This is a genomic window from Polynucleobacter sp. 71A-WALBACH (assembly GCF_018882365.1).
Lineage (GTDB): Bacteria > Pseudomonadota > Gammaproteobacteria > Burkholderiales > Burkholderiaceae > Polynucleobacter.
Window position 1 is genome coordinate 1106592 of record NZ_JACVOP010000001.1, and the last position, 12786, is coordinate 1119377.

General features: G+C 44.2%; 9 protein-coding genes. 7 read left to right on the forward strand and 2 right to left on the reverse strand.

The features are described 5' to 3' along the window. The first annotated feature begins 29 nt into the window (after nucleotides 1-29). The 3 genes from recQ to ICN42_RS05715 all read left to right on the forward strand — a co-directional run bounded on the left by recQ (nucleotide 30) and on the right by ICN42_RS05715 (nucleotide 4412). Nucleotides 30-1868: a DNA helicase RecQ gene (gene recQ, locus ICN42_RS05705; RefSeq protein ID WP_216252101.1), complete on the forward strand. Its 1839-nt coding sequence runs from the start codon at nucleotides 30-32 to the stop codon at nucleotides 1866-1868. A gap of 491 nt (nucleotides 1869-2359) precedes the next feature. Continuing rightward, entirely contained in the window at nucleotides 2360-2959 is a 600-nt protein-coding gene (locus ICN42_RS05710) for a copper-binding protein (RefSeq protein ID WP_216252103.1), read from the forward strand. 238 nt (nucleotides 2960-3197) lie between these two features. Further along, nucleotides 3198-4412, forward strand: a complete 1215-nt coding sequence (locus ICN42_RS05715) for a hypothetical protein (protein WP_216252105.1) — start codon at nucleotides 3198-3200, stop codon at nucleotides 4410-4412. 359 nt (nucleotides 4413-4771) lie between these two features. On the opposite strand, the gene ICN42_RS05720 is transcribed toward ICN42_RS05715, so the two are convergent. Beyond that, nucleotides 4772-5752 (reverse strand): transporter, encoded by a 981-nt coding sequence (locus ICN42_RS05720; protein WP_216252107.1) that lies wholly within the window; start codon nucleotides 5750-5752, stop codon nucleotides 4772-4774. Nucleotides 5753-5816: 64 nt separating this feature from the next. After that, entirely contained in the window at nucleotides 5817-7646 is a 1830-nt protein-coding gene (locus tag ICN42_RS05725) for an arylsulfatase (RefSeq protein ID WP_216252109.1), read from the reverse strand. 336 nt (nucleotides 7647-7982) lie between these two features. On the opposite strand from ICN42_RS05725, the gene ICN42_RS05730 reads away from it, so the two are divergent. The 4 genes from ICN42_RS05730 to ICN42_RS05745 all read left to right on the forward strand — a co-directional run bounded on the left by ICN42_RS05730 (nucleotide 7983) and on the right by ICN42_RS05745 (nucleotide 12780). Continuing rightward, nucleotides 7983-9404: a DUF2252 domain-containing protein gene (locus ICN42_RS05730; RefSeq protein WP_216252112.1), complete on the forward strand. Its 1422-nt coding sequence runs from the start codon at nucleotides 7983-7985 to the stop codon at nucleotides 9402-9404. Between the two features lie 135 nt (nucleotides 9405-9539). Continuing rightward, nucleotides 9540-10409 carry a transporter gene (locus ICN42_RS05735; RefSeq protein ID WP_216252113.1) on the forward strand — a complete coding sequence of 290 codons (870 nt, stop codon included), beginning with the start codon at nucleotides 9540-9542 and terminating at the stop codon, nucleotides 10407-10409. Nucleotides 10410-10694: 285 nt separating this feature from the next. After that, entirely contained in the window at nucleotides 10695-11900 is a 1206-nt protein-coding gene (locus ICN42_RS05740) for an anaerobic sulfatase maturase (RefSeq protein WP_255539253.1), read from the forward strand. A gap of 379 nt (nucleotides 11901-12279) precedes the next feature. Next, on the forward strand, nucleotides 12280-12780 hold the full coding sequence (locus ICN42_RS05745; protein ID WP_216252115.1) for a histidine phosphatase family protein: 501 nt from the start codon (nucleotides 12280-12282) through the stop codon (nucleotides 12778-12780). The last annotated feature ends 6 nt before the right edge of the window (nucleotides 12781-12786 follow it).

The following is a 12786-nucleotide window of genomic DNA, read 5'->3' on the forward strand; positions in this document are numbered from 1 at the left end:
ACATTCATTAATACAAGGGAGCATTACTGTTGCAATCTAGTCACCAAGTACTTCATGATGTTTTTGGCTTTGATCAATTTCGAGGTGCTCAAGAGTCTATTGTTAGACATGTAGTGGCAGGCGGCGATGCTTTGGTCCTTATGCCTACTGGTGCCGGTAAGTCGCTGTGCTATCAAATTCCCTCGCTTGTTCGCCGCGGTGTAGGGGTAGTAGTTTCACCCCTAATTGCGCTGATGCAAGATCAGGTAGATGCATTAACCCAGTTAGGCGTTAAAGCTTCATTTCTGAACTCTAGTCTGGATATAGCTACATCTCAAAAGGTGACTAGTCAATTACTAGCTGGAGATCTTGACCTAATCTATGTGGCGCCAGAACGTCTGATGAACCCTGGTTTTCTATCGATACTCGATAGGCTTAATACGGGCCCCGGAATTGCATTATTCGCTATTGATGAGGCGCACTGCGTTTCGCAATGGGGCCATGATTTTCGTCCAGAATATCGCCAGCTAACCGTTTTACACGAGCGATTTCCAAAAGTTCCTCGTATTGCCTTAACCGCTACTGCGGATGCGCCAACCCGAGCAGAAATTGTCGAACGTCTGTCCTTAGAATCTGCTGAGCAGTTTGTCTCTAGCTTTGATCGTCCCAATATTAAGTATCGAGTTTTGCAAAAACAGAATGCTAAACAACAGTTAGAGCACTTTTTAGATGCTGAACATGCCGATGACTCCGGAATTATTTATTGTCTATCGCGTCGCAGTGTAGAAGAGACTGCGCAATGGTTGCAAGACCGCGGGTGGGATGCGATGCCGTATCACGCGGGCTTAAGTGTGGAAACACGCAGCGCCAATCAAAAACGCTTCTTGCGTGAAGAAGGCGTCATCATGGTTGCAACCGTAGCGTTTGGTATGGGTATTGATAAACCCAACGTTCGCTTTGTAGCGCATCTGGATCTTCCAAAAAGTATGGAAGGGTATTACCAAGAGACCGGTCGGGCAGGTCGCGATGGCTTGCCTGCAAATGCCTGGATGGCCTACGGATTTGGGGATGTGGTGAGCTTGCGGCAAATGGTAGATTCTGGTGAAGCTTCTGAAGATCGTAAGCGTGTAGAGCGCCAAAAACTTAATGCCTTGCTGGGTTATTGTGAATCCACAACATGTCGCCATCAAACGATCTTGCGCTACTTTGGAGAGATGCATCCTGGTGGCTGTGGCAACTGCGATAACTGTCTAGAGCCAGTGGTTACTTGGGACGCCACACACGAAGTGCAAAAAGCATTGTCATGCGTATATCGTACCGGGCAACGTTTTGGAGTGACCCATTTAATTGATGTGCTTATGGGTAAAGTGACTCCTAGAGTGAAACAATATTTTCATGAGCAAGTGAGCACCTTTGGTATTGGTGCGGAACTCAATCAGGCACAGTGGAATAGCATCTATCGTCAGTTAGTATCTGGCGGATATTTAGATGCAGACATTGCATTACATGGCGGCTTAAAGTTAGTGGATAACATTGCCTTGCCAGTTCTACGTGGAGAGCAAGAAGTTTGGCTACGAAAAGAAACGGGCTACTCCAAGAGCAGTGCTATGAAGTCTGGAGCAAAGAAGAGCTCTACGCATCCCTTTAGCAATATTGCAGATGAAAGCCTATGGGAGGCGCTCAAGGCGAAACGTACTGAGCTGGCACGCGAACAAGGGGTGCCACCCTATGTAATTTTTCATGACAGTAGTTTGCAAGAGATGGTTAAATCCGCGCCAACTACCTTAGATCACTTCAGTCAGATTGGTGGGGTCGGACAAACCAAGTTAGAACGCTATGGCGAACACTTTCTTAAAGTCATTCAGGAAAATCTAGAGCGTTCCAGTTAAACCACTATTTTTAACAGCAGTATGTTGAAAATACTCACGTTGGTTTGGTGCGCTAAAAAGCCTACCATTGGCAGAAAATAGGTTTTCTCCAGGAGGACGGTGCGCTGTTCGGTCAATGTGAGGCCTTCTAAGATAGATTGCTTTTCGCTATTTAGTCTTTCTCGGACAAGGCAATCGTCGAATCCTGATCCATTTAAAGTTTTTACTACCAGATCCACTTAAAAGATTACTTTTCATTTTCTAATGTAATTTTGATATTTCTCAATAATTATCTAGATATACCACATGAAAATAGGCATTCATCTACCCGTCGAACTGGTTGCGGAATATGCCTCTAATGCGGTCAATTTTCTTATGGCAAAGTTGCGATCTCAACTAAAGGAGCTTCAGCTTGATCAATAGATTTTGCTTGTTTGACGCTCGGACTTACGTGCTGATTGTGCTACTTGGATTCTCCTAACTCTGATTTTTACAACCCAGAAGGAAATACTATGAACAAAATTATTCTCCCCATTGCTGTTGCAATCTTTTCTGTCCCAGTGATTGCCATTGCCCAAAATGCACCCCAAGGCGCTGTCATGGCTACAAAAGGATCCAACGAGGCAGCGGTAGCTGAGGCGGTACAGTTGCAAGGCAAAGTAAAGTCTATCGATAAGCAAAGTCGCACCGTAGTGGTGGTGGGTAAGCAGGGCAAGGAGGTCACTTTACCCCTTGGACCAGAGGTGAAGAATTTTGACCAAATTAATGTGGGTGATCTCGTCACTCTCACCTATATTCGGGCCTTAGCCCTGGAATTACACAAATCCGTCAATGAGGGGAAGTTAGGTCAACCTATCACCATCGAACAATCGGTGCGTGCTAAACCTGGGGAAAAGCCGGCGGGAGCAATTGAAAAGACGGTTAATGTCACCGCAAATGTCATAGCGGTAAATCAAAAAACTCAAGTGGTAACTCTAAAGGGGCCCAACCGTACTGTTGAACTCAAGGTGCAAGATTCCGCCATGTTGAAAGATATCAAGGTAGGGGACCAAGTGGATGCCACCTTCACTGAAGCTATTGGCATCAAAGTGACTGCCGCTCCAAAGAAATAGGTTAAGAGTTTTTACATGTTGCAGTTCTTAAAAGGGCTACAACATGTCCCAAGACCCATTCACCGGAAGTCATTAAGCAATATCGCTAACCCATGATCAATGTCATAAATACAATCGCGATAAAAAATAAAAAGTTACTCTTATTCAATAAGTTATCGTATGTAGTCTCTGGAATGAACCGTAGAAGACGACTTATTCAGTTATGGAATTTTTGATCTAGGAGGGTTGCCACTCGCATATGGATGAAAAAAAACCATCCCTAATAAAGGATTTTTTAAGCGAGCCAGAGGGCTTCTCTCTAGTATTTGGCGGATTCTTATTTCACTTACTTCAGCGCGCGCATCTTGCTGGTAATACAGGACGATCACTATGCATCAGGATCCTTGTAATTACCCTTCTAGCTTGGCTCCCATTGCTCGTGCTTTCTCTTATTTCTGGTCAAGTTTTTCGGGATAGCGTTCAATTATCATTTCTAGTCGATATTGAAACGCATGTACGTTTTTTGCTCGCGCTGCCGCTATTGGTTGTCGCCGAATCGGTGGTGCATCAACGTATTCGTCCGTTGATTAGTCTTTTTTTAGAGCGAGACCTCATTCCCGAAAGTGCAAAAGGGCAATTTAGCGCTGCCATTGAATCGGCAATACGTTTGCGGAACTCAACTAGTATCGAACTTATTTTAATTTCCGCAGTCTATCTGTTTGGGATTCTTTTTCTTTGGCGAACTCAAATCGCATTAGATGTCTCTAGTTGGTATAGCGTGGAGATCAATGGCCGATCCAAACTTTCTCCAGCAGGCTGGTGGTTAGCCTTTATCAGTCTGCCCTTGTTTCAATTTCTGTTGTTGCGCTGGTATTTCCGGCTTTTTATTTGGTCCCGTTTTCTATGGCAGGTATCGAAAATATCATTAAATCTGATACCCACTAGCCCTGACCGAGCATGTGGCCTGGGATTTTTAGCCAAGGTTAGCTATGTGTTTTCACCATTAGTGTTTGCGCAAGGTGTCCTTCTTGCTGGTGTTCTGGGCGAACGCATCTTTTTTACTGGTGTATCCCTAACCTCATTCGAGATCGAAATCATCGGTATGGTGACGCTCGTACTGCTTTCCATATTGGGCCCATTGCTCGTATTTACGCCGCAAATAATGGCTGCAAAACTGAATGGCTTAGATGAATATGGCACGCTTTCCCAAAAGTATGTGCGCGCATTCGACTTTAAGTGGTTACGTAGACGCGAGACAACTGACGAACCATTCATTGGTAGTGCTGATATTCAATCTTTGGCAGATTTAAGCAATAGCTTTGAAATCATTAAAAGTACGCGCGCGTTCCCATTTGATATCAAAAATGTCATTCAGCTGATCATCATCACGGTACTGCCTATTGCGCCATTACTTTTGACCATGTTCTCTTTAGAGGATCTGTTATTGACAATTTTTAAGATCCTCTTTCGCTAACACCAGGCATTCATGTTTAAAAATTAAACTGAAGACATCCACCTGGGAGTCTACGTTGAATTACAGCTTTTTTTATGTTCTCTATCCACTAGTCAGCCATCAAATTTTATTAATTCACATAAATGGCAAATAAGCCCTGAGCACATTAGGATTCAGATTTCCTTTGCTAGCCTTTAGGTATCGAAAAATTTTCACTAGCCCCTGAATTTTAATTGGAGCGGACAATTAATTTACTCATGAGATGCTTGGTTATCTTGTGAGATGGGTTAAAGAAAAAAGTAATTATTTTTTCTTTCTAACTTGGAATCAAAAGAGCGCCCAAACTCAAGAGTAATGTCGTATCAAGGTTAAAGTAAAAATTACCTTTCATTCTTTAGTCGTTTTGCCCCCTCAACTAGAGGATTCCATCCCACTACAAGAGTCAACATGAAACTATCCATGCGTAGCGCATTAGGTGCTGAGTCGTTAATTGTTGACTTATATCCAAGAGTTAAGGCTGTATTGTCGTTTATCGTATAGCCTAGCGTTAGGCCGACTCCAAGATTATTAAGCCGAGTGCCCGGAACGCCATTAATAGTTGCCTGTCCACCCTGGTACCAGGCTCCATCAAGGGAGCCCCAAAAATTTTCAGTAAGATCTCGCGTTAAGTGCCCATCAAGCTGAAAGAGTGGGTCGGTCTTTAATGTTTGACCGACATAATTATTGTTATTACCAAACATCCAAACCGCTGGTAAGAGCTCAAGAGTCGTACGTTTACCTGGCACCCAAGGACCTAGTTGGAGTACGGTCGGTAATCCCACGCGTCCATAATTTCGATTTTGGCCGAGATTCAGAAGTTTGCTGGAGTTATATTCTCCAATCGGAATTGCCAGATCCGCTAGAAAACTCATTGAAACGCCAGGCTCGTATCTCAAAGCATCGGCCAGGGTATTTTGCGCACGAGGCCCTAAAAAATTAATCGTGTATTCAAGCATTGGATCCCCAAACCCATTGGCAGTCTGGGTTGCTGTACGTCCACCAGCAGTAACATCTCCAGATACTCGACCCATCGGCAGAATCACCGCGGCTGTGGCAGCACGATCAAACATTGAGAAGGTGTGAGCATAGCCAACCATTCCCATAGTCGCATTGAAGCTTGCTCCTGGTGTAACCGTATGTGCCGGGTTGAAAGGATTGGTATTGCCACTGACTGATTGAAAAATGAGCGGCACCGCATTACTGTCAGAGAGGGAATTCCAGTAAAAACGACCCGGAACCTGTGCTGTGGTATTTGCCGAAACCAGAGCGCCGCCAACAAATAAGATGGCCATAATAAAACGTAACCAACGATTTGATTTCATTTTGTATTCCTTTTTTATGCGTGGCTTATAGGATCGGCTTTAGATATATTCCAAGGTCGAACGTTTAATTCTTCACACCCTCAATCAAGTTTTTTGGAGGGATAAATTGTTTTTTGTAGATCAAGGGCGGGAATCCCGGATCAACTGGAACGCGCATAGGCATGGTGTCGTCCAGGGTTTCAAATGGAGAGCGGCTAGGGAGGATGACATGATTTTTAAGTACAAAGTCATCCCATAAAACTAGCATCGACTTAAGTTTTTCAGGATTGTCATTAGCGAGATTTTTTCTCTCTGCCGGGTCTTTTGTAACCTCAAAGAGCTCCCATTCGCCAGTACCAAAAGGCTTGTATTGCCAACGCAATTTCCAGTCGCCTTGCCTAACAGCGCGATTCCCGAAAATTTCCCACGCCAGATAATCTTGTTTGGAGCGTGGCGAATCCACTTTATTTGTTAGTAACGGGTTCCATGACTTACCAATCAGTGGGGGCAGAGCATGACCCTCTTTATCCTTACTTGGATACGTTGCGCCTGCTATTTCAAGTAGCGTTGGCATGATGTCTGCCACGTGCATCAACCCATCATTAATACTGCCTTTGGGGCGTGTAACCGGTGGCCCGCTGACGATAAGCGCATTCCTAATGCCACCCTCCGCCATCCAACCTTTGTATTGACTAAATGGTGTCATGGAAACTTGAGCCCACATTGGCCCATAAGCGACATAGGATTGTGGTCCACCCCATGCATTCGGGTGAGTCTGGGACCAATTCATTGCCGCAAATAAAAAATCTCGCGAGCCAGGCGAACCTGAGATCATTTTGAATAAATCCGATCCCTCGGCACCATTGTCACCAAATACGATAAAAATTGTATTTTCATACTCGCCGATCTGTTTTAAGTGATCAACCAGCCGACCCACGTGGAAATCTAAGTTTTCCACCATGCCAGCATAAAGCTCCATTTTCTTTCCAAGCAATGCCCGAGAGACTGGAGCTAACGTGATTGGGTCTGGAAGAAACCACATTCTTTCAGACAGCTCGGTGCCAGCAGGAGTAATTCCAAGCTCAATTTGCCGCTTTAATCTGGACTGCCTGACTGCATCCCAACCAATGTCGTATTCGCCAACGTGCCGAGATCGCCATTCTTCGGGTAAGTGGTATGGGTCATGCGGCGCCTGTTGCGAAACGTATGCAAAAAAAGGCTTTCCATCATCATGATTGCTATCAATAAAATCAATGAGCTTATCGGTATAGGTTTTGGTGGCGTAATAGTCGGTGGGTAATTCCGTTAAATATTTTCCATCCTCTGTAAAAACACTTTTGGGTGAGGCGCCAGTGAAGTTGGTCATATCCCAATAGCTGCCAGCACCATCTAGAAGTGAAAAGTCTCGTTCAAATCCTCGGGCCGCTGGAATTTGGTTGGGCGCCTTTCCTAGGTGCCACTTACCAACCATGTAAGTATGGTATCCAGAAGTCTTAAGAATTTCAGGTAGAGTAGTGACCCGATCATTGAGGTAGCCTTCGTAGCCTGAAATCCCTTGCTGATTCGGAGCTATCCATTCATCCATGTTGCCCAATCCACTCACGTGAGTATCAACCCCGCTCATCAGTGCTGCTCTAGTTGGCGAGGAGGTTGGGTGGGTATAGAAATTAGTAAAGCGAACTCCGTTTTTGGCAATCGCATCTAGATTTGGCGTCTTAATCTCACTACCAAATGCGCCCATATCAGCAAACCCTAAATCATCCCCAAGGATAATGACGATGTTAGGTCGACGCGGAATATCTGAGGCAAATGACGGAATTGAAGCAAGTAAAGGCACCGTGAATACCATGGCGCTGAGGGCCGGGAGCCGCCTCTTAAAATCAAAAGAGAATTTAATTGATGAACGTGTAGTCATTGATTGTGGTTCGCCTTCACACAGACGGTAAACTTATTAGCCCTCAAATATCCGCGTATTACTAAATAGAGATCACCCTGCGGCGATCTAAATATGCTGACCACATAACAAAAGTAAAAATTACACTGCCCATTGCAATTACTTTGTAAAAGAAGGCCGTTGAAATATTTTGATTAATGTCAAAAAATTCATTCTAAAAAATTTTAGTATTCACACGTGGGGATCAGATATGCGCATGGAATTAAAGAGTTACCAACCTAAATTAAATTTTCTTATGCGGTGAACTCTCTATTTGATAAAAAGCCAATCTAAGTATTAATTTTTATGGGGTTTCTGATGTCTAAAACTATAAAGCAGACTAAAACAAAAAATTCCACCTCGTCTGAAACTCCCTACTTGTCCGTTGACGAACGCTCTGCAAAAGGTCGCGCCTTGCGTGATGTAGCTCCACGTTCATCGCACGCAGGATGGATACCGGCTAAAAATCGCCGTGACCCAGTGGATTTATTAATTGAATCCAATGCCGGTCGCTTGGAAAATTTGGTGCCTATTCGATTCGGCCGAATGTCCGAGTCACCCTTTGCTTTTTATCGCGGATCTGCCGTGCTGATGGCTGCTGATCTTGCTAACACTCCCACTAGTGGATTGCGTGTTCAGGCCTGCGGAGATGCGCATTTGATGAACTTTGGTGGCTTTGCTACCCCAGAGCGAAACATCATCTTTGATATTAATGATCTTGACGAGACTTTGCCCGCCCCATTTGAATGGGACCTCAAACGGCTTGCCGCCAGCGTAATCATCGCGGCAAAACACTTGGATTTCCCTATGAGCAATGCAGCGCGGCTTGTCACCGATCTGGTTCAGGAATATCGTGAACGCATGACTGACTATGCAGGCATGCGCGCCTTGGATGTCTGGTACGACAAAATTGATCTACAAAAGTATTCTGATCGAATGGGTGATCCTGAAATAATTAAAGAGCTTAAAAATCGGCTTAAATTAAGAATAGAAAAAGAACAGCGTAGAACTGCACCTGATTTTTTATACCCCAAACTGGTTACTCACCAAGGCTCAAGGCCTATGATTAAGGACGAGCCGCCCCTGATTTTCCATCCAACTGCGGAACAGGCTCCCGGCCTTTTAGACGGGTACTCTAAGGCAATCAAGGAATACCGCGAGAGCTTACCAGATCACATGCGAACACTATTTGATCGATTCCACTACTTTGATCTGGCGGAGAAGGTTGTCGGGGTTGGCAGTGTTGGTACAAGATGCGCAGTCATGTTATTGATGGCTGCCGACAATGATTCCTTGTTCTTGCAGATAAAAGAGGCACGCACCTCGGTGCTTGAACCTTATGCAGGAAAAAGCCTATATAAAAATAATGGTCAGAGAGTCATTGTCGGACAACGGCTGATGCAGGCTGCGACTGATGTCTTTTTAGGCTGGACAAGTGGCATTAGCGGACACCATTTTTATGTCCGCCAACTTCGCGATATCAAAATGTCGGCGATTATTGATGACTGGGATCCGGCGATGATGCGACAGTATGGGCGGATGTGCGCGCACGCCTTAGCCCGTGCTCATGCGCGTACTGGGGATGCCGCCTTGATTTCCGGCTATATGGGTACTAGTCGAAGTTTTGATGATGCCATTGGAGAGTTTGCCGTCGAGTATGCCGCTCAGAATCAAGCTGACTATCGAACATTTATCAAAGCGATTCGAGAGGGAAAAATTAATGCGGTAATTGGAAGTTAGCTCATATTGTTTGAGGGGATTCTGATTTCATCACATCTTCAATTGGTTAAGCGTTAATTTGAAAGCTCAATTCACATGCGTAGACACTGTTGGCGGTTTGCGTTATGGACCTTTACTTTCGCTTGCATCATTGTCATGTCGTTATCAATAGCGCAAGCGCAAAACTTGGAGCCACGATCCTATGCCAATACGCCAATTGGACTTAATTTTCTAATTGCTGGTTATGCTTATACAGAAGGTAAAGTAGCATTCAATCCAACTCTACCGATTGCCAATGCGCAGTTTCACAGCAATACTGAAGTTCTTGCATATGTGCGCTCAATCGATGCTTTTGGGAACTCAGCCAAGTTTGATGTCATATTGCCGTACTCTGCATTTTATGGAGATGCGTTGGCTAATGGGCAACCTGTACAACGTCAAATGTCCGGCATTGGGGATCCTAAATTTCGCTTTTCGATGAACTTTTATGGCGCTCCCGCTTTATCGCTGAAAGATTTCAGAGGATACAGCCAGGATCTCATCATTGGTGCCAGCATGCAGATTAGTGCGCCGCTAGGGCAATACGACAATAGCAAGCTCATTAATCTTGGCTATAACCGCTGGTCCTTTAGGCCTGAACTCGGGATTTCCAAAGCCATCGGTTCATGGACTCTGGAATTTATGCCTAGCGTCACTTTTTATACGGTCAATTCAGATTTTAATTACGGGCAAAGTCTGTCTCAAGCCCCCCAATACGAAGCACAGGCACATATCATTTACAGTTTCGTCTCTGGGGTTTGGCTGGCGCTTAATGGCGACTACTTTGTAGGCAATCGGACCACTCTGAACGGCGTCTTAAATAATAATCTTCAGTCCAATACTAGGGCAGGCATAACCCTTGCTTTACCAGTAGATCGTCATAACTCAGTCAAACTCTATGCTAGTACAGGCACAGCATCTCTAACTGGATCTAACTTTAATGCCATTGGCATCGCTTGGCAGTATCGCTGGGGCGATGGTTACTAAGATGAGTCTTTTACTAACCCAAATTCTATATCCGCTATTGCCGAGAATGAGGGGTTCAATCAAGAGTAATGCTAAACCAAGTAATTCTCACTGGCTCGGTCAATTGAGGGGAGGCGCCTTGCAAAGTAACGCCACATATACTGTTATTTCTAGCAAATCGCTGCTGATTGAGTGTGTCGATGATCAGAGGCTTGGCACAGGCAGCGCAAAAGGAGGCGATTTTGAAGAAAACATTGGCAGACTGAGTGTCGTTTCCTTATCTCCATTTTATTTTCTTTGTTTGCTATGACTACTCAACCAACACTTCAGCTTCCAAAATTGATCAATGGTGATTTCTATCGTTTTCATACGATGGTTAAGCCCAGCGGCGCACACTGCAATCTTGATTGCGCTTACTGTTTTTATCTTCATAAAGAAGATTTGCTGCATCAGCCGCAGGTACCACGAATGAGTAATAGCTTGTTAGAGGCTCATATTCGTCAATACATCGAGGCGCAAGGTGGCGACGAGGTAATTTTTACTTGGCAGGGTGGTGAGCCAACGCTGATGGGGATTGATTTTTTTAAACGCATCGTAGCGCTTCAGAAGCAGTACAAGAAAACAGGCCAGCGTATTGAGAATGATCTTCAGACCAATGGTATCTTGCTTAATGATGAGTGGTGTGCTTTCCTTGCCGAGCATCAATTTCTAGTTGGCTTGTCGATTGATGGGCCTGCTGAACTGCATGATCTTTATCGCTATAGCAAAGGCGGCAAACCAACCTTTACACGAGTGATGGCGGCAGTCGAGTTATTACACAAGCACCGTGTGGTATTTAGCGCTCTGTGCGTTGTGAATCGTAGTAATTCGCGTCGACCAATCGATGTCTATCGTTTCCTGCGTGATGAGGTAAGACCGTATATCATTCAATTTATTCCCGGATTAGAGCCATCTGATTTTCATTTTGTTGCACCGGGTCACTGGGATTGGTCAAATCTACCAAGTGTTACTGACTGGTCGGTACTGCCGGATGACTGGGGATATTTTTTGACGCGAGTATGGGATGAATGGTTCAAGCATGATTACGGACATGTGTTTGTCGACCAGTTTGAGAACATCATCTCATTAATGTTCGGTCATGGTCCACAGAAATGTGTCAGTGGACGCATTTGTGGCAAGGCACTGGCGATCGAACACAACGGTGATGTCTATAGCTGTGATCACTTCGTTTATCCAGGGTACAAATTAGGCAATATCCTCGAAGTACATGAAGGCGATCTGGCATTTTCCGACCAGCAGAAAAAATTTGCTTACGCTAAGAGTGATAGCCTGCCTACCTACTGCAAATCCTGCACCTATTTAGAGCTGTGCTGGGGCGAGTGTCCAAAAAACCGTTTTACCAAAACACCAGAGGGTGAGTCAGGCCTGAATTATCTTTGCTCGGGACTTAAAAAGTTTTATGCGAAGGCAAGCTCTGATCGTCGCGAACTGGCTAAACGGCTGGGGCGATAAATGGTCTGTTCTACCGCTATCAAGGTAAACACCTTCCCCGTTGGTAGCTGGTACTGCTATAAGAATCCTTCTTTTTCAATAGTTAGGTTTTTTAGTCAAAATAATTATCTAATTTTTAAGCTTTCAAGCTTGTCATTGTGACCCTTACATTCGGCTATCAATTTTTATTTCCTTATTTAATTTTGATATTTCTCAATTATTAAAAAATCATGGCTTTTATAAAGGGAGCATTAGGTGTGGTGTTTACTTTGATTTGTAGTGGGCTTAATTGAAGAATGCTCATTCAACGAAATACCTTTGCATGGCTTTTGTATAGTAATTAAGTCCAAGAGCTTGTGTCGGTGTATTTATTGAAATGGCAAGTTGGTTAATTTGGGAAATGGAAACAGAAATCAGCTCTATGCCTAAATCTTTATATCTTCTCAGACATGCAAAAGCTATTGCAGGAGGGATTTTGGGTTCTGATCAGGATAGATCTTTATCCAAAAGGGGTGTTAGGGATGCAATTAAGTTAGCCCATAAATTGGCTAAAAAAGAGTTACTTTTGGACCTTATTTTAATGAGTCCTTCAGTTCGCACAATTAGCACTGGTCAGATTATTTCAAGTGAACTGCACATCCCCCATTCTCATTTAGTTGTTAATGAGAATCTCTATGCGGCAGAACCCATGGATTTGCTTAAAGTTATTTCCCATGTTTCCAATAAAATTGATAGGCTTATGATTGTTGGACATAATCCTGGGCTAATGAATTTAGCCTCGCTGCTCGCGGGTAAGTCACTATCCATGACTACATGCTCCCTAATTAAGCTCTCTTTTGACTTTGAAGATTGGCATGCCATCTTTACGGAAAGAGCCTCAAAATTTAACTTTCTGAACTAGCTTGTG

Excerpts from the sequence above, each read along its gene's own strand:
- ICN42_RS05710 (WP_216252103.1), top strand. The coding sequence starts at position 2,360 with ATGAACAAAATTATTCTCCCCATTGCTGTTGCAATCTTTTCTGTCCCA.
- ICN42_RS05715 (WP_216252105.1), top strand. The coding sequence starts at position 3,198 with ATGGATGAAAAAAAACCATCCCTAATAAAGGATTTTTTAAGCGAGCCA.
- ICN42_RS05720 (WP_216252107.1), bottom strand. The coding sequence starts at position 5,752 with ATGAAATCAAATCGTTGGTTACGTTTTATTATGGCCATCTTATTTGTT.
- ICN42_RS05725 (WP_216252109.1), bottom strand. The coding sequence starts at position 7,646 with ATGACTACACGTTCATCAATTAAATTCTCTTTTGATTTTAAGAGGCGG.
- ICN42_RS05730 (WP_216252112.1), top strand. The coding sequence starts at position 7,983 with ATGTCTAAAACTATAAAGCAGACTAAAACAAAAAATTCCACCTCGTCT.
- ICN42_RS05735 (WP_216252113.1), top strand. The coding sequence starts at position 9,540 with ATGTCGTTATCAATAGCGCAAGCGCAAAACTTGGAGCCACGATCCTAT.
- ICN42_RS05740 (WP_255539253.1), top strand. The coding sequence starts at position 10,695 with ATGACTACTCAACCAACACTTCAGCTTCCAAAATTGATCAATGGTGAT.
- ICN42_RS05745 (WP_216252115.1), top strand. The coding sequence starts at position 12,280 with ATGGAAACAGAAATCAGCTCTATGCCTAAATCTTTATATCTTCTCAGA.